The organism is Granulicella aggregans (assembly GCF_014203275.1).
Lineage (GTDB): Bacteria > Acidobacteriota > Terriglobia > Terriglobales > Acidobacteriaceae > Edaphobacter.
Genome location: NZ_JACHIP010000037.1, coordinates 1 through 19,791 on the forward strand (window position 1 = coordinate 1; position 19,791 = coordinate 19,791).

General features: G+C 55.2%; 16 protein-coding genes. 10 read left to right on the forward strand and 6 right to left on the reverse strand.

The genetic code is table 11. The features are described from left to right. Nucleotides 1-1,730, reverse strand: a 1,730-nt coding sequence (locus HDF16_RS28690) for a tetratricopeptide repeat protein (RefSeq protein WP_221313369.1), incomplete at its 3' end; no start/stop codon positions are given. A gap of 242 nt (nucleotides 1,731-1,972) precedes the next feature. Then, on the reverse strand, nucleotides 1,973-2,398 hold the full coding sequence (locus tag HDF16_RS28695) for a hypothetical protein (RefSeq protein ID WP_184224169.1): 426 nt from the start codon (nucleotides 2,396-2,398) through the stop codon (nucleotides 1,973-1,975). Between the two features lie 135 nt (nucleotides 2,399-2,533). Between HDF16_RS28695 and HDF16_RS28700 the strand changes: the two genes are divergently transcribed. The 3 genes from HDF16_RS28700 to HDF16_RS28710 all read left to right on the forward strand — a co-directional run bounded on the left by HDF16_RS28700 (nucleotide 2,534) and on the right by HDF16_RS28710 (nucleotide 5,688). Beyond that, nucleotides 2,534-3,487 (forward strand): hypothetical protein, encoded by a 954-nt coding sequence (locus tag HDF16_RS28700; RefSeq protein ID WP_221313370.1) that lies wholly within the window; start codon nucleotides 2,534-2,536, stop codon nucleotides 3,485-3,487. A gap of 230 nt (nucleotides 3,488-3,717) precedes the next feature. Beyond that, nucleotides 3,718-4,815 (forward strand): ankyrin repeat domain-containing protein, encoded by a 1,098-nt coding sequence (locus HDF16_RS28705; RefSeq protein ID WP_184224171.1) that lies wholly within the window; start codon nucleotides 3,718-3,720, stop codon nucleotides 4,813-4,815. 336 nt (nucleotides 4,816-5,151) lie between these two features. Continuing rightward, the gene (locus HDF16_RS28710) at nucleotides 5,152-5,688 is read left to right on the forward strand and encodes a nuclear transport factor 2 family protein (RefSeq protein ID WP_184224173.1); all 537 of its coding nucleotides are present in this window, start codon (nucleotides 5,152-5,154) and stop codon (nucleotides 5,686-5,688) included. 140 nt (nucleotides 5,689-5,828) lie between these two features. Here the strand turns inward: HDF16_RS28710 and HDF16_RS28715 are convergent, their stop codons facing one another. Beyond that, the gene (locus tag HDF16_RS28715) at nucleotides 5,829-6,326 is read right to left on the reverse strand and encodes a hypothetical protein (RefSeq protein ID WP_184224175.1); all 498 of its coding nucleotides are present in this window, start codon (nucleotides 6,324-6,326) and stop codon (nucleotides 5,829-5,831) included. A gap of 263 nt (nucleotides 6,327-6,589) precedes the next feature. Between HDF16_RS28715 and HDF16_RS28720 the strand changes: the two genes are divergently transcribed. The 4 genes from HDF16_RS28720 (at nucleotide 6,590) to HDF16_RS28735 (ending at nucleotide 10,127) form a co-directional block, all read left to right on the forward strand. Then, nucleotides 6,590-6,862 carry a hypothetical protein gene (locus HDF16_RS28720; RefSeq protein WP_184224177.1) on the forward strand — a complete coding sequence of 91 codons (273 nt, stop codon included), beginning with the start codon at nucleotides 6,590-6,592 and terminating at the stop codon, nucleotides 6,860-6,862. 140 nt (nucleotides 6,863-7,002) lie between these two features. Beyond that, complete coding sequence (locus tag HDF16_RS28725) at nucleotides 7,003-8,241, forward strand: carboxypeptidase-like regulatory domain-containing protein (RefSeq protein ID WP_184224179.1); 1,239 nt, start codon at nucleotides 7,003-7,005, stop codon at nucleotides 8,239-8,241. Nucleotides 8,242-8,527: 286 nt separating this feature from the next. Continuing rightward, complete coding sequence (locus HDF16_RS28730) at nucleotides 8,528-9,052, forward strand: sigma-70 family RNA polymerase sigma factor (RefSeq protein WP_184224181.1); 525 nt, start codon at nucleotides 8,528-8,530, stop codon at nucleotides 9,050-9,052. Between the two features lie 97 nt (nucleotides 9,053-9,149). After that, nucleotides 9,150-10,127: a hypothetical protein gene (locus HDF16_RS28735; RefSeq protein WP_184224183.1), complete on the forward strand. Its 978-nt coding sequence runs from the start codon at nucleotides 9,150-9,152 to the stop codon at nucleotides 10,125-10,127. 278 nt (nucleotides 10,128-10,405) lie between these two features. Here HDF16_RS28735 and HDF16_RS28740 read toward each other — a convergent pair whose 3' ends face one another. Continuing rightward, nucleotides 10,406-10,843, reverse strand: coding sequence for a pentapeptide repeat-containing protein (locus HDF16_RS28740; protein WP_221313371.1), 438 nt, complete (start codon nucleotides 10,841-10,843; stop codon nucleotides 10,406-10,408). Between the two features lie 132 nt (nucleotides 10,844-10,975). Then, complete coding sequence (locus HDF16_RS28745; RefSeq protein WP_221313372.1) at nucleotides 10,976-14,845, reverse strand: RHS repeat-associated core domain-containing protein; 3,870 nt, start codon at nucleotides 14,843-14,845, stop codon at nucleotides 10,976-10,978. Nucleotides 14,846-15,732: 887 nt separating this feature from the next. Here HDF16_RS28745 and HDF16_RS28750 point away from each other — a divergent pair. Then, nucleotides 15,733-16,430, forward strand: a protein-coding gene (locus HDF16_RS28750; RefSeq protein ID WP_348641462.1) for an IS6 family transposase whose coding sequence is annotated in 2 segments (ribosomal slippage) — nucleotides 15,733-15,943 and nucleotides 15,943-16,430 — 699 coding nt in all. Because the reading frame shifts where the segments join, the coding sequence is not laid out codon by codon here. Nucleotides 16,431-16,661: 231 nt separating this feature from the next. On the opposite strand, the gene HDF16_RS28755 is transcribed toward HDF16_RS28750, so the two are convergent. Further along, on the reverse strand, nucleotides 16,662-17,093 hold the full coding sequence (locus HDF16_RS28755) for a Mu transposase C-terminal domain-containing protein (protein WP_184224189.1): 432 nt from the start codon (nucleotides 17,091-17,093) through the stop codon (nucleotides 16,662-16,664). A gap of 104 nt (nucleotides 17,094-17,197) precedes the next feature. Here HDF16_RS28755 and HDF16_RS28760 point away from each other — a divergent pair, with 104 nt between their 5' ends. Then, the gene (locus tag HDF16_RS28760; RefSeq protein ID WP_246410444.1) at nucleotides 17,198-17,407 is read left to right on the forward strand and encodes a hypothetical protein; all 210 of its coding nucleotides are present in this window, start codon (nucleotides 17,198-17,200) and stop codon (nucleotides 17,405-17,407) included. A 194-nt stretch (nucleotides 17,408-17,601) separates the two neighbouring features. Then, entirely contained in the window at nucleotides 17,602-19,395 is a 1,794-nt protein-coding gene (locus HDF16_RS28765) for an AI-2E family transporter (protein ID WP_184224191.1), read from the forward strand. Nucleotides 19,396-19,791 lie beyond the last annotated feature (396 nt).

A 19,791-nucleotide genomic window follows, 5' to 3' on the forward strand; every position in this document is an offset into this window, starting at 1 on the left:
TCGCTAGGGTCAATCTGGAGGACTTTTCGGTAATACGTCAAAGCCTTGTCCACTTGACCTCTTTGTTGCGAGATGCCACCCAAACTGTAGTACGCATTTTTATCCAATGGGTTTGCTTGAATGGCCTGCTCGAAGTAGGGTATGGCTTCATCCAATTTACCTTCGAGAATCAACAGGGAGCCCAGATCGTTTAGAGCTGAGATGTTCTTCGGGGTGAACTCTAGCGCTTTTCTAAACTCTCGTTCTGCCGCTTCCTTATCACCGAGCTGCTCCAATGTGACTGCAAAATCGACTCTAGTATCGCTGTCTCTGGGGATGAGAGCGAGGGCTCGGTTATAGGCTGGGATCGCTTGTGCCGGCTGCCCGAGCATCGAGAAGATCTGTCCAATGCTCGCATGGGCCTCTTCGTAATCGGGTTGACGGCGAACGGCCTCTTGATATTCCGTTAAAGCTTTTGCATTGTCTCCTCTCTCCCTCCACGCCCAACCAAGATCGTAAAAAAGCATGGCATCCGGTGTAGCTTCGAGCGAGCTCTCATAGAGAGCAACAGGATCGCACCAGTCGAGAACCCTCATTTTCAACCGCCATGCTCCCCATCCAATCCAGAGGGCCATGAGGCAAACGAGAGCTCCTTTCAGCACGCCTGAGTATTGACATACGAAAGCCGAAATGGCTAGCGCGAGACCAGCGGAAGCAAGGTAGTCATATCTTTCGGCCATCCCTTGGTAGATAAATACGATGCCGCAAAAAGGTAGTATTGCCATCGTGCTCCATGCCAAACCTGCGGCGAGGATGGGAGCTGTTTTACGAATCATAAAGATTGCCCCGCACAGTGCAACAACCGCACACAGGGCTGCAATGGATGAAGAAGAAGGGACATTCGGAGGCATGGAGGTTGCTCGCTGCATGCTCATATGAACGGGGGCGAGCATCCAGAGACAGTACATCCAAAAAGCGCGTCCTATTGCCCATGGACTGGGCCCTCCGCTTCCCGCGCGGGTCCCCACAAGCAACCTCGATAACAGGAAGATGAGGTCAGACCCTACTACCACGGCGAGAAGAATCCATGCCGGTCTTTTAGCCACCCTGCCCATACCATAGGCGAGAAGAGCGACCAAAGGCAGAAACAAAACACCCGCCTCGTGGCTGAGCAGTGCCGCGAGCGAAGCCACCAAGACAGCGATCAGGGAAGATGTTTTCTCTCGAACAAAATAGGAATGAGCTGAAAGCAAAGCCAGTAGAAGAAACAACCCGCATAACACATACGGTCTACCGCTCACCCATGCGACAGCCTCAGTATTTATGGGCAGACCCAGCCAGATGAGTACGGCGCTGGCCGCGATCGTAAATCGAACGCCAACTCGACGCAGAAACAAAAAGAAGAGAAATCCATCCGCCCAATGGAGAAAGATGCTTGTGAAGTGAAATCCACCTGCTCCATGTAATCCCCAGATGTGACGGTCGATAGATAGGCTTAGCCAAAACAGCGGCCGATAATTAGATCCTCCCACCCCTCGAAAGTGGCTTGTGAAAGCGGATGGAGCGAGGAAAAACAGGCGGAAAGTGTCGTGAAACGAAGCAAGCTCTGGATTTTTTACGATTTGATCAAGGTCGTCGTATACGAAAGGGGCTGCTAAAGCGTTCCAATAAAGAACAAGCACCCAGGCGGCACTCAATAGACCAAGAACTAGCTTCTGATGCGCGATACACCAGTTAAAAAAGGTGCTCAATCGGGAGTTTTGGATTTGCTTCTGTGCTGATGTTGAGGACCAAGAGGAGAACAAATGCATGGTTCAACCATACCTGTTTAGATCAATGATTCGCGGTAGGATGCGCGTCACTGCGCACTCCGAACAGGTCCAAAGTCTGGAGTTCGAGGGGCTTCGCCGCATCTTGCCATTGGTTCTAGACTTAAACTGAAGTGTCCGCCCGTTCAGGCGGACACTTCGGTTTAAGCATCCCGAAATCGTCTTTATGGGTTTTCAACGTTCCACTGTGCGGTGACGGGAGAAGGATCGGTTCCGTACCCAGTACACGAAGTGTCTCCGTTCAGTGTAAGGAATGCGCTGATATAAAAAGTCCCTGCTACTGTTGGAGTCCAGACGTAACCACTTGTATTCCTTGGGGTATACGAACCAAGCAGGCTTCCAGCCGTGTCCGGCGTAGAGGACGAATAGATGCTCACTGCTGCATTTCCCGTACATGCAACGTTCACATCAAATGAGACACCGCCGCCGCCGATCGTGATAAAACCGCCGCTACCGCCGCCGGTAAGCGTCATGTAGGTATTTGAAGAGATGGACTGTGCAGCAGCGGTGGGGATGTGACAAAACGCTGCTAAAAAAAGAAGGGCTAATGAAAGTTTGGTGAACGAAATTGATCTCACTCGTAATCCCATAGGTAATCTCCTTAAGTACCTTCCTGTAGATCCCGAACTTGCACTAAGGTAACATTACTATTGTTTTTGTCAATCATTCACTAGATTGATTTCGCCAAGCCCTCTGGCGCTCAGCTACAAGGGGATCCCGGGATTATGCAGGTTCTTCGCGCCCTAGCCATCCAGCTCCTTGCCCTTAACCTCTCAGCCGTTGCCGCCATCCAGCAAACCACGACCTCCTCCGCAATCCAGCCAACTGAACCACCTTCACTCGGTTCGAACTACGATCCCGGTATCTTCCAGGCTCCCCTGCTACCTGCCGATCTCACGTACCTTCGACAGTTCGCCGGAGCCCCAGCGAAAGATATCCTTCGCGATAAGCAGTTCAAGAAGCTAATGAAGCTCTTTGTTCCCGGCTGCATCTTCCACTACGGCCGGGACATGAGCCTCCCCGACGCCCTCTCGATGGCCTTCGACGGCTCCCGTATTCCGGTAGAGCTACGCGACAACCGCAACCTCCTCGTCGTCGGCCAGCAGGAGCCTTACCTCCAGGGACGTGGCTTTCTCTGGATCGACCTGCAAACCGGCATCGCTCTAGGCGGCTTCTACTTCGCTCCCACCAACGGCGAACCAACCCCTGCCCTCAATCTCTTTTCAAAGCAAATTAAGGAAGACACCTTAGGCCTCAGCCAGTTACCCCCGGCCTTCGTCGATGACTTCATTCAGTGGTCGACCAGCGCCCGCGTCGGACCAGTCGTGACTGGCTACTTCATCACCGGCAACAATAAAAAAATCCTCGTCGAGCACGATAAAGACTTTTGCGTCTCCGCTGACGGCACCGTCGCCCCGCGTAACGGTGTCTGTGAGCAACTCAATGCCCAGGCTGCCGACCTCGACGTCACCGCTGCCGACTACCTCGACCAAGTCCACCACGCGACCAACGCCACCGCCTGGATGCTGAGCCCCTCGCAGGTCGCGTGGCTGGGCGTCGGCGAACGCACCTGCGGCGGAGTACTCGACCCACTCCCCTGCCGCATCAATATCACTCACCAGCGCATCCACGTCCTTACTGGCCGCCCACCCATCCGTCCTCATCCCGTCCATCGCTAGCCCACCAAAACGCACGGTAACGGCGCTTCTGAAATCCACGCACGGCGGTTTTTGGTTTATGAATCCAAAGGGCCAGGTTTCCGGGTAATCGCTATGGTACCCTGCACGTAGCGCAGAGGGCGCATCCGGTCCGCGGATAGGACAGAAGTCCACCTTGCCGTCACAACTCAGTTGATGAACTCTCTTTCTGCCCGTAAATTGCGGACCTGGGCATACGAAAGGAAGTTCGCATGCCGGTAAAACGCCTCCCGCCCAATCCCAGTCTTGACCACCTCAAACATCAAGCCAAAGACCTCCTCAAAGCCCACTCTGGCAGAGACCCCGGTGCAGCCCAGCGCCTCCGGGAGTTCCATCCACGCTTCTTGAACACAGCCGATGCGGACATCTTCACCGCCGCGCTCAAGCTCAGTGACGCCCAACTCGCAATCGCCCGAGAACGCGGCTTCCTCAGTTGGTCACGCCTCAAGTCGCACATCGAAATGCCGGAGCCTTCCGATCAGATCAACCTGCCTCGTCACGAGCGGATCAAAGATTCCGTCTTTCGCCGCGCCGTGGATCTCCTCGACGCTGGCGACGTCGCCGGTCTCTGCGACCACCTCAAGTTGCATCCGGGCCTAGCCCGTCAGCGTGTGGTCTTCGAGGGCGTCAACTACTTTCGCAACCCCACCCTGTTCGAGTTCATTGCGGGAAATCCGATCCGCCATGAAACCATGCCGCCGAACATCGTCGATGTCGCCCAGACCATCCTTGACGCTGGCGTAGAACAGGTTGCGCTCGACGAGACCCTCATGCTCGTCGCCACCGGTGCCCGTCCGCGCGAGTGCCGCCTCCAGGTTCCGTTGATCGACTTCCTATGTCGCCAGGGGGCCGATCCCAGTTCCGCGCTTCAGGCAGCCGTGCTGCATGAGGAGTTGGAAGCAGCAACGGCGTTGATCGCGTGCGGTGGCCGCATCACCCTCCCCGTTGCCGCCGGGCTCGGGCTCATCGACGACTTCAACCGTCTCTTTCCCTCGGCGTCAAGCGAACAACGCCACCTCGCACTCACCATGGCAGCCGACCTCGGACACTTCGAGATAGTCAAGCTCCTACTCGATATGGGCGAAGACCCAGACCGCTACAACCCCGTCGGCGGCCACTCCCACACCACACCATTGCATCAGGCCGCCTGGCGAGGCCATGACAACATCGTTCGGCTTCTCGTCGAACACGGTGCGCGAATCGACACAAAAGATCTACTCTGGACCGGCACACCTGCCGGTTGGGCAAGACACGGAGGCAGGAAAGAAATAGAGGCATATCTCCTCGCGCAGGAAGCAAAGAAAAATTAGGAGTGAAGAACTTCTCTGTATGCGGGGACAGCTCAAGAAAGGGAAATTTACGTACTCTAAGCACGTGGAGTTTACCTGCGTGGCGTCTCAAAACGTCACCGCTAGCCGGACATTGTTTTCGAGACGGGTATTGGGACATATTTCGACCACCCAGAGCGTTTCTGAGCGCCGTTTTCGGTCGTCCGAAAAACGGTCGTTTTCGCTACACTTGCCGCGCCGACGCAATCGACAAGCCGTTAGGATCATTGCCGGGAGATCGTTAGCATACATAAATTTCCGTTTCTTGAGGTGACGCCAAGTAGGCACGAAGAGCATGGGCCACACTCAAGGCAGGCTATGGATTTGACGCGCAAGCGCTTGGAGCGCGGAAAAAGCCCGCGTCCCACAAATCCAAAGCCTCGGCGGCGGGAAATTGAGATTGCCGAGAATGCGGGCGGAAAGATTTGGGTCGCTACACTCGTCAACGTCCGCACATTGGCTCTCAGGAGAACGTCTGAGATCATAGGTAACCGAGGAGAGACCATGTCACGAGAAGAGAAAGTCGCATTGGTTGAAGCTTATCTCGATTGCTTTGAAACCAAGGACTTGTCCAAGCTGTCCTTTGCCGAAGACGTGACATTTGAAGGTCCGCGCATGCCGATGCTGGCGGGCCGAGAAACCGTATTAGGATTTCTCGCGCACATTCTCCCAATGGTCAGGAATATCCAGCTAAAGCAGCACATCGTCGAGGACGAATACGTTGCAACCGTCTTCGACATGGAAACGGCGAATGGGGTCGATCACGTTTTCGACCGGATTCGCATCGTAGACGGACAGATCAAGTCGATACATGCCTTTTATTACTCAGAGCAGACGACCGAGGAACAAAAGTAGTCGGCTAGTCGTGTTGTGAACGAGCGTCCCTCGAAACGAGGTCATCGGCAATCACCAATGACAACCGGAGTTGTTGTGGGTCATTCCTTAGCCCCGAGAGCAGATGAACCTAGCATCTTCCAGGTGAACCACGGATGCAGCTAGTTGAAGGCACTCAACTTTCTAACCAAATCACTGAGCTGACTTTGAATGCTCTCTCGTTCTGTTTGCGCCGTTCTCAGGCGATTCTCTGCGTCTTCCAGCAGCTCTGACATTGCTGCCTCATGTGCTGATATTGCTTGCAACCCATTTTTCAGGCCTTCCAATTTATCTATGGATTCTTGGTCTGGCGTTGTCACCTTTGCCATTCTCTCCTCGAATCTGACCACTTCTGCCTGCTGTGCTGATCGGTCCCCCTGCAATCCCGCGATCTGAGCCTTCAGATTATCCCTTCGTTGAGTGGCTTGATTCAACGAAGATTGTGTTGTTTGTAGTTCGACCAGTAAGAGCTGAAGCGTCGTATTCGCACGTAATTCATGGTGAATTGCCCGCAACTCCTCTAAAATCTGCTGCTGGACTTGGGAGTCCGTGTGATTAGTTTGGCTAAAGACTGGGAGAACCGACAAACCGATCGTCAAGAGTAAAGGGGCCATTCTCATGCTTGCCATTTTCCCACTACGCCGCCGCTGTGTCCGATTTGTGGGCAGATCTTTGCAGGTCGTGGCGAAGACCGCGTAACGGGCTTTAATCTGCCCCCGCCTTGTTACCCTGAAACGGACGTTTCGGCAAGTTTCGCGAACCAGCCAGGGAGTGCCAAGCCGCCCTTATACAAAGGGATGCTCGTCTTGAGCACCAAAAATCTCTTCCGGATTGGGCAAAGGACCACTATAGTGGGCCTCTCATCTGAATCGAGAGGTCATCCATGCCATCGCTAAAGGCCATTGTTCTAGCCGTCGCACTCTTCCTAGCGACCCTGTCTCCGGCCTATGCGAACCCAACGCCGGCACCGCACTTCCATTCAGAGCAGGAAGCCAAACAGCACTGTCCGAACGACACAGTCGTTTGGGTAAACACCAAAACCGGTGTTTATCACCTAAGGGGAGAACGATGGTATGGGGCGACGAAAGACGGAGCCTACGTCTGTCGGAAGGAAGCCGATGCGGAGGGCGACCGCATGACAAGAAATGGACAGTGAGGGTTTGACCGGCGCTCAGGCGAGCCGGTCTTCACCTATTCACGCATGGTAATGACCCTTGACACCGGAGTTTTCGTGGGTAGCGGAGAGGGCCAGTTGTAGAATGTCCCAATTGCGCTGGCGCGCTCGGGAGAGTCCAGATGAGAGCATTTCTGTTCGCCGCGATCTTCAGCTTTGCCGCCTCACTCTCCGCTGCCACCGTACGTCCCAGCCTCAGCGGGACTGTCCTCGATTCAACCGGTGCTCCAGTCGTCGGTGCCACCGTCATGGTCTATCACGCCGGGGTCAAAGTGGGTTACAGCACCTTTTGCCCAAGCTGCTATACCGACTGCGGCAAGCACGTTATCACTGACGCAAGGGGTGCCTTCGAGATCAAGGATCTCTCCCCCGATCTCTGGTTTACACTGCTCGCAGCCCGCGACGGTTATATTCCCGAGATCACTAAGTCCATCGATCCTGTGAAAGCTCCGACTGTTTCTCTGAACCTCTCCTCCAAATCAGCGACCACCGATTTCAGTGGCACTGTTCGCGGTCGAGTCATCGAGGCCGACGGCTCGCCTGTTCGAGACGCGATCATCAATCCAACCGGTTTGATCGACGGAGCTGCCAGTACCTACGGCACCCTTCCCGGACTTCAACCCCTTTCCGTCACCAACAAAAACGGCGAATTCGAACTCACATATTCAAAACCTACGCCAAAGATGCTGCTCGAGGTTGAAGCCCGCGGTTTGGCTCCTCAGTTTGCCGTCCTGGAGACTGGACCCAACCGCCATACCGTAACCCTTGCAGATGGTGCCACCATTGTCGGACGGCTCGTTCAAAACGGTCAGCCCGTGCCTAACGCCCAGATTGGCCTTATAGCAAAAGATCGCGGCGGGTTCGGCGTTGACCTAAAGCTCCTCGGCAATCCGTATGAAGTAGTTCGCATAGGTACCGATGCCAAGGGCCGATTTGTTATTCCCAACGTTCCCGTCGCCATCGATTGGTACGTCTACGCCACTATGGATTCCATCTCAACCATGGGGGCAGCCAGTCCAATCGAGATCCACGTCAGCAGAGATGGGCAGTATCTGCAAGCTCCGGACCTCATTATCAAACCAGGCTTTCACATCCAGGGTGCTGTCGTTACAAGCAACAAGAAGCCGATTGCGGACGGTATGCGCGTAATGCTCTCGTCCGACACAGTTTGGGATTTCAAGACTGTTCCCCTCGCCCCTGACGGCCACTTCGAGTTCACCAACCTCCCGGCTGGAAAATACACCATAAGTGCGTCTGTTAAGGGCTACCACGACAACACGCCGCAGTACGGTCCCGCTCCCTTTTCGGTTGAGCACGACATCGTCAACTTCACCACCACCATCTACCCGAACGTTCCCTAGCGATTCAAAGGTGCCCCACGTTAGCTGTGGCGATTAGCTCTATGATTTTCCGCCAGGATGATTTTGGACTTACTTGACGCTCCTTGAGGTAGTACAAAAACGAACCCACCGAATGTTGGATGATCGGGTTGCCGAACCAATTGGACCCGAAAGCTGCTGAGGGAATGATTTAGAAATTAGGCTCCCGCTCCGTCGTCCTTTGACCGATAGCTAATCTCCTGCAAATAATTCTTCGTCGGAATGAACTAAACGTTCAAAAGCTCCGAATCAATTAGTGAGGAGCATAGTGAACGAACAGGAACAGTGGACGCGGATTGTTGCTGGTGATGCACAGGCGTTCACAGCTTTCTATCAGGCGACGGCTCCTCGGTTGTTGGCGTTTTTGCAACGCATGGTCGGCAGTCGTGAGGCGGCCGAAGATGTGGCTCAGGAGACATATGCCGGTATCTGGCGGCATCCGGGGGGCTACCGTCGAGAGTGCGGCACGGTGCGCGGCTATCTTTTCGGCGCAGGCCGCAAGCGCGCGCAGGAGTGGTGGCGGATGCGCGGTCCGGTGATGGAAGAGGTCGTCGAGACCGCCGCTGAGGCTGGCGTTGAGAGTCAGGCGATACTTCTCGACACCCTCGACTGCCTCCCTACCGAGCAGCGCACGCTGCTCTGGCTGCGCGAGATTGAAGGCTTATCGTACGACGAGCTTGCCGAAGCACTCGACATACCTTTGGGCACTGTTCGTTCGCGGCTTTTTACGGCGCGCGAGGCGCTGCGCCGCATTTGGTTTGACGGCAGGAAAGGGGAACACAATGAGATGTGATGAAGTTGCCGAGTCCGTCTCGGCGCTCTGCGATGGCGAACTCATTACGCACGAAGCCGCAGCGCACATACGCACTTGCAATGCTTGTGCAGAGCGCATGGAACAGTACACCGTCCTGGGCGCGACGCTGCGCCGCGAGGCCAGTTTCGCCCCGGACATCCTACCCTCAATCCCGCGCTGGGAGACAAGAACTGGAATATTTACCCGCTTTTGGCGGAAAGGATGGGAGACCATGCGAGTTCCTCGTTTAACTTTTGCGGCTTTGGTTCTAGTGGTCCTGCTCACGATGGGAGCTGAATTGAAAAGAGCTCGCGTGGGTGCTGAAAGCGCCGGCTCTGTTGTGCTGGTCACCATTGATCGTGAGGATCAAAGTGTTTTCTCCTCCTGTGCACTATCCCTGGTCGATTCCACTAAGGACAGTATGGCTATGGGTGGAATTCTGGATCCCAAGAAAGATCTAGCAGCAGCCATTTCACTGAAGCTTGTTGGCCGTGCCGAGGGCGGTGTCAGGCTTTTGGTAAGCTCCTATGCTGGTCCGGTTGCAACAGTAGACACGAGCGATCTGGCTAAGTTACCTGAGCGCGAGGTGATCTTGATGCCCGGGGTGCCCCTTAAAGTGCCTATCGGAGCTTCTGGCACTCTGATCCTGCATGGCGAATGGTTCGATCACATTCCGGCAGAGGTTGGAATGGGGATCAAAAGTATCGATCCCGCTGCGAGCGAGTTGCGAATCCAACAGCCGGTCCTCTTAAAGGGAGATATGCGAATAGGCGAAGTCGACGTGTGGACGGACACGCGCGCTGGATTTGATGATTCAGTCTACGTAATCTTCCCGAAGACTGGCCGCTATCTCTTTTCGCTGTCGTCCACGCAGGATGCCATCGAGGGGAAAATTGAGAAAAACAGGATCACCTTCGAATATCAAGGTACGAAATACACTTTGTTGACGGGCGCTCCGATCGCCCGGCAGGAAAAGGTATGGGTAAGAGTGGAACCGGACTATGAAATGCCAGACGATCCTGGCAGCTATGGACTCGGCTCTATTAGCAACGCCACGCTGACTCGGGCGAAGTAGTTGCAGCCAGTGGCACCCAGACCGCAGGTCGGACTGGGTGCCTGATGGAACTATCGGAGAAGATCAAGATCATCTCGCCTCTCGCTTTTCGCGCATGATAATGCGCATTATCATGCGCTACCCCTCGACACCTTTAGGAATAAAACACCCCGTTGTTCGGACCACCCGGCGCGACCCACCCCGGATGAACTCTTACTTTGCCACTCTTTAGGCATCCGCCAAGTTTGGGCCTTGTAGGCGCGCATATCGGCGGAGTGCCATTACTTGGGGCGATATCACTAATCTTTCCGAACCATGCCGTGGTTCTCAGGGCTGAATCCAACCGGAAACGATGTTGTCGAGTCATACTTGCAGCCCGTCAGTATGGCAGTAGCCAAGTTTGCGTTTTTGAGGTCCGCACCGAATAACGTACATGGCGTTCCCATGGCGTCTGGAATTAGCTGTGCCCCCTCGAAGTCGGCTCCACTAAAAATCGCTTCATCCAGTACGACTCCCTGAAGCAGAGCTCCCTTGAAGCTGCACTCCGCGCAGTTAGCACGGTAGAGATATGTTCCATATAAATGAGCATTGCTGAAATCAGAACGCCGTAAATCGGAATCGGAGAAGTCGACAACGCGAAGGAATAGCCCTCGAATAACAGCATCTCTGAGATCTCGCTTGTTCACGGCCGCGTCGGTATCAGCCAAAACTGTCCCATCTTTTCTTCGAACCAGCATTGCGACTCCGTTCATAAGGCTAGTAGGAGAATTAGAGCCTTTTCCAAACGGCTATGATAGGCGGACTGTTTCAGTATCGGTCAATATCGTTCCGTCTTTCGTCGAATGATTACCGCACCTACGTTGGAGTGGTCATAACAGAAGAAGACCTGCTAATACCTCTGCCAATATTTCCCCCGCGGTAGCCCCTTCAGCAGCCTCTGCCGCAGTCCCTGCCATCGGCAAGAATATTGGAGGAACAACTATTGGAACCGCGGATGGAGCAGGGCTGTGAGTAGTAGATGGTCCCGGTGGCCCCCCGCCGCATCCTTGGTTATATTCATTCGCCGCCTTTGCCAGGTTCTTTATATAGTCTCCAAGGTCTACTTGATGGTCATAAACGCCCCCTCCACGCGTTGCGGGTTCGTAGTAGCCGCGTTTACCTGGATTGTTATTCAAGTTAGTTTGCTTGTCAGCGATTTGCTGTAAAATGTTGTTAATTTTATTAGCCAGCGCCTGACACTCCTTCGGGGTGAGTGGGTTACGTGGGGGCTTGGAACACGATGCCGGGGTTGCGGCTAATCCCATAGGATCCACGTATGCTGCGGGATTGTCCGATGCATATGCATAGGTGTTAACGCCACCCGCCAGGCCGATTAAGTCGCTTTCAAGGTATCTCCCGAGGGCTGGGGCATAGTCTCGCCACCCATTGTGATTGAAGCCGGTGCTGATTTCGAATTCTTGCCCTGGCATACGGAGATCATTGGCTATGGTGTTGCCGCTCACGTTGTTCGGGGCGTTGAATGGATCGCTGACAGTCGCGTTCCAGCCAATAGCTTTCGTGGAAGACGTTGCCAAGCGCGGCGTACCGAGCCTGTCCGTATGCAGGAATGACAAAGTTCCCGTACTCGCGTTCGGAACGAACGTCGCTACCGGCATGCCCTCCAGATAGATGTAATCAAGCTTCGCTGTGTCGGTGTTGTCGGTCTGTTCGATGTACCGGCCCAGCCAGTCATATGCCTCAAACCGCTGGATAGTGTCGGTCTTTCCGATCCGCTGCCCGAAACCGTCATACAGGTAGCTGAGCACTGTACCACTACCGCTGGTCGCGGTCGCCAGCCTACCGGCATTGTTATAGGTGAAGCCCATTGGCGTGCTGTAAGCGATGCCGGTGACCGAGCCGTTCGCATTCGGAGTGACGGTTGTCGTGCCCACCGCAGTCAGGCGATTGCTGTTCGGTGTGTAGCTCCAGGTCGTCGTGCCGGCGAGATTGCGGTTACCGTTTGCGTCGTAGCCGAAACTCTCGCTTCCATACCCGCCAGCAGCCGTCTTCAGTCGATCGAGAGCGTCATAGGTGAGTGTCTGGCTGTTGCCGCTTGTAATGGCATCGGTGATGCCGGTCACGTTGTCGTTGGCGTTCAGCGCGTAAGTCAGGTTCTGGATCGAATTGTTGTCGGTGACGTTCGTCGCCCGATAATCGCCATCGAGTGTGATGCTGTGTGCGATTCCATTGCCGAAGGTGAAGCCCGTCGTCGGGCCGAAGGGGGCATAGGTAGCACTGCTCAGGATTGGCTGGCTTGTTCCGGAACTGGTGGCTTGAAGAGCCAATGCTGTGATGCGCTCCATCGTGTCCCGAGTTTGGGTCAGTACCATGCCGGACGGGTAGGTGATGCTGGCCAGCAGCCCAGCTGCATCGTAGCCATAGGAATTGGTCAGCGTGTACGTGCCATGCGTGTGGCTTTCGGTCGTTATGTTGCCGCGCTCGTCGTAGCTGCGCGAGAACGTTCCGGCCTGGTCGGTCATGCTGGTTAGGCGACCGGTTCCCTTCCCGTGTCCGCTCTCGTCGTAGGTGTAGACCACATTCTCGGAGGTGCTGGCCGGGTAAGTGATGCCGGTGCGACGGTCGAGGCCGTCATAGCTGTAGTTGGCAATGACATTCAGCGCGTCCTTCTTTTGCGTCAGATTGCCATCGGCGTCGTAGTAAAAGTAGGCCGTTCCGCTGTCGGAGCTGACCTGCTTCGCCATCTCTTCATAGCCGTCGTAGAGGTAGCTAGTCGAAGCGCCATTTGGCGTTGCCACGGTCAGCGGCTTGTCCATTTGGTCATAGGTGTATTGCGTGATTCCGGCGGCTCGATCGGTGATCTTCGAAGCGCGATTTAGCGCGTCGTAGACCATCACGGTTGCGGGATTATTCATTGGGTCGATGATGCTGGTGACGTTGCCGTTCGCGTCGTATGCATAGTGAGTAGTCTGACTGGCGCCGCCGGTGCTGGTGAGCCTGCGCCCGAGGCTGTCGAACGTTGCCGACGAGGTCTTTTTCGTCGTGCTGCTAGCATCTTTCACGGTCATCGACGTTACGTTGCCGAGGGCATCCAACACATAGTTCTTTGTTTGGCTAAGCAGATCCGTGATCTTCGTCTGTCGGTGCGCGTTGTCGTATGTGTAAGTGAGTTTTGTAGCACTTGGCAGCGCAACGCTCGTCAGGTTTTCAGCGGCGTCATAGCCGTAGGTCGTCCTTCGATTCCCTGCAGCGGTTGCGACCGTGCTGGTCAACAGATGATTGCGATTGTCGTAGGTCAGAACAGTCGTGACCCCGGCCGGATCGGCAGTCGTCAGCGGAAGACCGCCCCCCCTGTAGGCCGTGAATGTCGTCAGATTGGTGCGTGACCCAGTCTGCTGGCCATAATTGATTATTACGCCGCCGGAATAACCCCATTGCTGGTTGTAGGTCACGACAGCGCGTGGCCACTGCACAATCTTGAGCTGACCAGTCGACGTGTAGGTATAGTGCCAGGTCTTCGATGTCGGTGCGTAGCCGGTGACGGTGCCTATATCGGTCAGAGTCTTCGTTAGCATGTTGCCCGTGGTCGCATCGTAGGTGAATCCCTGCCGCTGATTTCCGACCGTGACTGTAGACGGTTTGCGGACCCAGGTTGTGTCGTAAACGACCTGCGTGTCTCGCTCGACGTTCGGACTCGAACCAGAGGCCTCGGCGATGGTAGTCGGATTGCCGTTTGCGTCGTTGGTGTAATTGGTGATGTTTCCATTCCAATCGACGACCTGGGCGAGATAACCATTCGAGTCATAGCTCGTGTTCTGGGTCGCATCGGGCACTGTCCCGGATGGATCGTGACGGCTAATGCCGCCTACCTTGTCCAACCCCTGCATCTGATACAGCTGATAGGTTTCCTGCATACCAAGCGGGCCCGTTACTGTACGGTTGCCAGTGGTGTCGTCGTAAGAGATCTGCGTGTAGCCGACACTACCTGCCGCGCAGGGCGAGACTCCGAGGCAGTTCGCAATTCCGCGGTTTTGTGTGTCGTATGACCAGGTCTTGTAGCGCGCTCCGTTTTCGTCGGTGGTGCCCGTAAGCGAAAACGGGAATGATGTGTTTTCGTAGAGATAGGTGATATTTGTTGCGGGAGTGGTGTTGTAACCGACGGTCTTGAGACGGCTGCCGCCGGTCGGCGTGTCATAGCTATAGCTCAGCACCAGAGGGTCTGGCGTGGTGACGCCGGTCAAGGTGGTCCCGGTGTAGGTGAATGAGAGCGTCCGGCTGTAAGAATCGGAGACGCTATTCAGCACCGCCCCGGTATAGTTCAGCGTCTGCACGTAGCCTGCGCTCGTCGCGATCGTGTTGAGTTGAGCCTCGCTGGAGCTGATCGCTGTGTACACCTCCGTGACGTCCTGGTGGTCTTTCAGCGTCCAGGTTGAGCCGGAATTGGTCAGCCTCATATCGACATCGGTATCGGAGACCCAGTTGCCGGTCGAACTGTTGTAGCTGAACGTCAGGATACGTCCATCGGGACGCTCTGCGTAAACAAGGGTGGAAGAGATCAGTTTGATATATCGGTCGTAATTGCTTCGCCAGTTGACCCCGAATAAGGAAGCAAACGGCGTCGATTGAGTGTTCGCCTGGCTGTTGTAATAGCGGACGAAGGTGAGCGGATTTGGACCGACTGTCGTATAGTCCTCTACCTCTTCAAACATATTGCCTGTCCCAAGCTCGATTGGATCGGCCACCGAGACAGGTCCTGAGCTGCCAGGGTCCGTCGAACAGCTCGGGCATTTACCGAGGGACTTTCCAATGATAAGGTCTGCAGTTGGCTGAAAAATCAAGTCACCACGGGCGTCGATGATCACCATGAAGTCCGTCTGGGGAATAGCGGCTGCGGCGACTGTCGCATCGAACGTGATCTGGCTGCTGGAAACAAAGGTGATGTTTGAGATGGTGACATTTGGGTCGTAAGTAAGGGAGCCACCAGGTGTGAAAGGCTTGAAGGCCCCAGAAATACAACCAGTGTTATCAGGGGAGAAATAAATGCCATTCAAGACAACGTGCGTTGTCTTACCCACCACCCAATGGTTGGGCGACATGACTTGGTTGAAATAACCACAAGACTGGCCAGTGAATTGACCGTATGAGCTCTGAGGAAAAAACACACCGCACAGAAGAATGAAAAATACGCTGAACCTGGCTGGGAAACTCTGCATGGGCCCTTTCGGTTGCTTGATCTCTAAAAGATGCTCGATAGTAGCAACACCTTGTAGGGTTTCCGTGAATATTTGGTGGTATTGACATAACTCGCTACATATGACCACCAAGAAAGGATCCTTAGCTGCGGCGGGACCGCAAAGTTAAGTCTCGAACAGACAAGAATGTAGTGTCTTTTTGACACTTACGCCGTCGTCGAGGCTGTGGGTTTGTGGGACGAGTGTCTTTTGCTCGTTCCAAGTTCGCGCACTTGCGAACGCCAAATCCATAGCCTGCCTTGGATGAGGCCCGTGCTCTCGGGTGCCTACTTCGTTTTCCCTTTGTGGGCCGGTGGGTTCTGGTGCAAACAGAAGTCGCAGCGGGTTAGAGTGGTCTTTTCAGAGAACTGAGGACATGAGTGGGCAAGGAGCGCAGCATCGAGGAATTATTTGCAGGGCGGCACTTCGACCGCGAAGTCATCATTCTTTGTGTGCGGTGGTACTTGCGGTACAAGCTCAGCTTCCGGGATCTGGTTGAGATGATGGCGGAGCGCGGTCTGAGTCTTGCCCATACGACGATCCTGCGCTGGGTTCGGAGATATGCGTCGGAGTTTGTCAGGCGCTGGAACCGGTTTGGAAGATCCTGTGTCGTTCGTGGCGAGTCGATGAGACCTATATCAAGGTACGCGGCAAGTGGGTCTACCTTTATCGAGCGGTGGACAAAACCGGGCAAACCATCGATTTCAGACTGAGCAGGACACGCGATGTGGCCGCAGCGAAGGCCTTCTTCAACAAAGCAGTCACGCATGAAGGGCGGCCGCCGCAGACCATCACACTCGATGGTTATGCCGCGTCGCATCGAGCCGTTCAGGAACTGCGAGACGACGGGCTCCTACCCAAACGGACAAAGCTGCGGTCTTCCAAGTATCTGAACAATCTGATCGAGCAGGATCATCGTGGCATCAAGTCTAGGACCCGTCCCATGCTCGGTTTCAAAAGCTTCCCATCCGCTGCCAACGCGATCGCCGGCATCGAACATCTTCGCCGCATATACAAACGCCAGTTCGCGCTGAGTCGGCTAAGATGCAAAGGCCAAACTGCGCCGGCAATCTGGAATGCGGTACTTTCCGCATAGGTGCAAATCGGTTCGCCCGAACGCTTCCCCCCAATCACTCTGGCCGTTTGCACCAGAGCCGTCCGAAGATTCCGCACTCCAACGATCTAGAGGAACGATCTTTTCGATGCGACCGTGATGGATTGCCGAGAGCGTCTTACCCACCCCCGGGAGGCCTGTAGCATAGACCGATATAGCGGTCTCGCCGGCATGCCTCGCAAAACTCCACAAATCGTTTGTACTCGAGGGTCTCTATAAAAGCCGGCAATGCTCTACTCGTTGAAGTAGCGCTTGAGTTTGGAGGTTATGGTTCGGCTGCGACGACCGTGCTTGCATGAGCTTCCTCTCTTTGCATGCCTCGAAATTCAAGCAACGAACTGTCTTCAGTCGATCCTTGACGATGCTCTTAAGCTGCTCACGCCTGCGCTTGCGGGCGTTCACAATCTCGCGTAGCGGTATCGTCTGACCAGCCAGATCAGCCGAGATCGCACGACAGAGGAAACGATTACGGTAGAAGACACGGATTTCACCCATGTCTCTCGGGTCGAAGCGAATCGTGACGTCTTCGCCGACGTAGGCCGCAAGTGTCAGCGAAAGATAGCGAAAGGTGTGAAAGTGAATGCCGTCGGTACGGACCTTACGGCTACGGATCTCGTGAATTAATAGAAGGTCGAGCCGTTCCACGCTGGAGGTGACGCTTCGACTCATGTGGGTTATTGGCGACGTAGCCAAAGTACTGTGGAGCTGACCCTCATCCGGTAGTGCATTATCGGGAACCGGGCAAGTCTGTGCTGTATCTGACGATCGCTCTCTGCGCGGGATGTCATGCGAAAGTCCACCGGACGAAGGTTGTCCTTACTGAGTTTCCACCACTTCTGCTGGTGCTGTGGCGGGAGCAGCACCCCGAAGGTCACGAACAGACGTACCTTGATTTCAACGTTCGCAAACCAGCGGCTCAACGTGTGCCACTGAACTTTGAACCCGCCCAGAAAGATTGAGCTACCGACCCTGTATGTGTAGGGCCTTGCAAACATCCGCAGCTCTGCTCATCGGCTCGATAGTGCTGGTTTAAACGGAACGCTTGAATCGCGCCGTCAGCTCGCGCAGGTAGTGGCACAGGACCTTCTTCACGGCGTTCTTAAGTTTGTCGTTCTGTATGCTTATCCGAAGCCTGCAAAGTGTGTGAGGTACTATGCCCCGTGTCGGACTTCCCGAGTCCTCGGCCAGCGCATCCGTGCTGGTTTTCGCTGCTGTGATATTGCTGCTGATCTTTGCCAAAGTTCTTCTGGTGCCGCTGGCCTTCGCGCTCACGCTCTCCTTTCTTCTACTGCCGCTCGTCGATTTTTTGGAGAAGCGTGGTTGCCGTCGGGCGTTCGCCGTGGGGATAGCGGCGGCTTTGGCCACCGTCACCCTGTTCTCCGGCACCTATGTCGTCTCGCGTCAGGTGGTGAACGTTGCGAGCACGCTTCCAGGCTACCGGGCGAATATCGAGAAGAGACTCGCCTCTCTCCACTCCCCATCGGCGGCGTCTCTGGCAAATGCGCTTGCGATGTTGGAGGACCTGAGCGGCGACCTCGATCCCAACCGCGTTGGCGCCGAAGGCCACGCCATCCCGGTGACGGTGGTCGGTCAGCGCTCGGATAAGTTCCAGGCGACGATGAAGCTGCTTGGTGTCATCTTCGAACCGATCGGTCAGATCGGCATCGTGATCGTCTTCGCGATGTACATGCTGACGAACCGCGAGGAGTTCAGGCACCGGCTGCTTCTGCTTGCTGGAATTGGCAACCTGAATCTGGTGACGCGGGCGCTCGCGGATGCTACGGAACGCATCAGCAAGTATCTGCTGCTCCAGGTGGAGGTGAACGCCTGTTATGGACTCCTGTTTGGCACCGGCCTCTATTTTCTTCATGTCCCGGAGGCGACGCTGTGGGGAGTGATCGCGGGAACGCTCAGGATCGTGCCGTTCGTAGGAACACTGATGGGAATGGTCGTTCCTCTTGTGCTATCCATCGCCATCTCCGACAGTTGGTGGCCGCCGATACTGGTGATCGCGCTCTTCGTCGTGCTCGAAGGAACGACGGGCAATTTCATCGAGCCATTGCTTTTCCGCTCGAAGACAGGCATCTCGGAGCTTGCGCTGCTGAGCAGCGCCATCCTCTGGTTCACGCTGTGGGGATGGCCCGGATTGGTGCTCTCGACCCCGTTGACCGCATGTTTCGTGGTGCTGGGAAGGTACGTTCCGCAGCTATCGTTTCTGCACAGTCTTCTGGGATCGAACGCCGCCCTTTCGCCGGCAGCGCATCTCTACGAGCGGCTGCTTGCGATGGACCAGGATGAAGCGCGAAACATCACGGAGAAGTTTCTCAAGAAGCACTCGCTGCTAGAGCTTTACGACACGGTCGTTCTGCCGGTGCTCGGACTAGCGGAAGAGGATCGCTATAAAGGAGCGCTGACAAATGTTCAATCGAAGTTTGTGCTGCTGTGTCTCGGCGATTTGATCGCACGGCTTGCGGAGCATCCGTCCGAACCTATAGAAGAGCCAAGATCGGAGAGGTCGGTGTTGATTGAAGCCCACGCGCCTGCGAGGAAGCAGTTTGCCGTCATCTGCATCGCGACCGGTGAAAAGATGGATGAACTGGCTAGCGTGATGCTCACTCAGTTAGTCGAACGCGCGGGACACGCGACCGCAATTCTCCCGGCTGCGGCCCTATCTGACGAAGTGCTGGCGGGGCTCGCAAACGAAAACGACACAGTGATCTTTCTTTCTGCTCTGCCGCCGTTCGCGTTTGCTCGGACGCGCGCATTGTGTCTGCAGGTTCGATCGAACCTACCTGGGAACCGAATCGCGGTTGCGCTTTGGAACTCAGGCGAGGACGCGGATGAGGTCACGACGCGCTTTGGCAGCGCACACCCGACGGTGACGATTACGAATTTGGGCCACGCAATTAGAGAGGTCAATAGGTGGCAGAGGGAGACCCGGCATTAGGTCGTCAGCCAGAGATACCAGCGGGCAGACGACAATGCGGCGATATCGCTGGACTCCGTCGGACCACTCATTCTGGTAAAGCTGGTTCTTCTTCCTTTTGAGGCGGGGGGCAATGGGATTTGATTTCGAGAGTAACTTGGCAAGGAGGAGCAGGGTGCGCAACTCGAGTGAATGTGAATTCAACATGAGTGTGATTTGCAATAGCAGTAAATGGACCGATAACCGTCCCCGCGATATGGTCTCCATTAACGAATGGCTGATGGAAGAAGTTAGGGTTAGTAATGGCGAGGTTGCCTGATTCACTAGGGCGTGTTCACGCTATCTGAGTGCTTCGACGATGAGTGCGAAGTGGAGGAAGCCGATAAACAGCACGTCGAGTTTCTCGAACCGGGAGAA

Bases quoted from the DNA above. Each gene is read 5' to 3' on its own strand.
- HDF16_RS28695 (WP_184224169.1), bottom strand. From the start codon at position 2,398: ATGGGATTACGAGTGAGATCAATTTCGTTCACCAAACTTTCATTAGCC.
- HDF16_RS28700 (WP_221313370.1), top strand. From the start codon at position 2,534: ATGCAGGTTCTTCGCGCCCTAGCCATCCAGCTCCTTGCCCTTAACCTC.
- HDF16_RS28705 (WP_184224171.1), top strand. From the start codon at position 3,718: ATGCCGGTAAAACGCCTCCCGCCCAATCCCAGTCTTGACCACCTCAAA.
- HDF16_RS28710 (WP_184224173.1), top strand. From the start codon at position 5,152: ATGGATTTGACGCGCAAGCGCTTGGAGCGCGGAAAAAGCCCGCGTCCC.
- HDF16_RS28715 (WP_184224175.1), bottom strand. From the start codon at position 6,326: ATGAGAATGGCCCCTTTACTCTTGACGATCGGTTTGTCGGTTCTCCCA.
- HDF16_RS28720 (WP_184224177.1), top strand. From the start codon at position 6,590: ATGCCATCGCTAAAGGCCATTGTTCTAGCCGTCGCACTCTTCCTAGCG.
- HDF16_RS28725 (WP_184224179.1), top strand. From the start codon at position 7,003: ATGAGAGCATTTCTGTTCGCCGCGATCTTCAGCTTTGCCGCCTCACTC.
- HDF16_RS28735 (WP_184224183.1), top strand. From the start codon at position 9,150: ATGGAACAGTACACCGTCCTGGGCGCGACGCTGCGCCGCGAGGCCAGT.
- HDF16_RS28740 (WP_221313371.1), bottom strand. From the start codon at position 10,843: ATGCTGGTTCGAAGAAAAGATGGGACAGTTTTGGCTGATACCGACGCG.
- HDF16_RS28765 (WP_184224191.1), top strand. From the start codon at position 17,602: ATGCCCCGTGTCGGACTTCCCGAGTCCTCGGCCAGCGCATCCGTGCTG.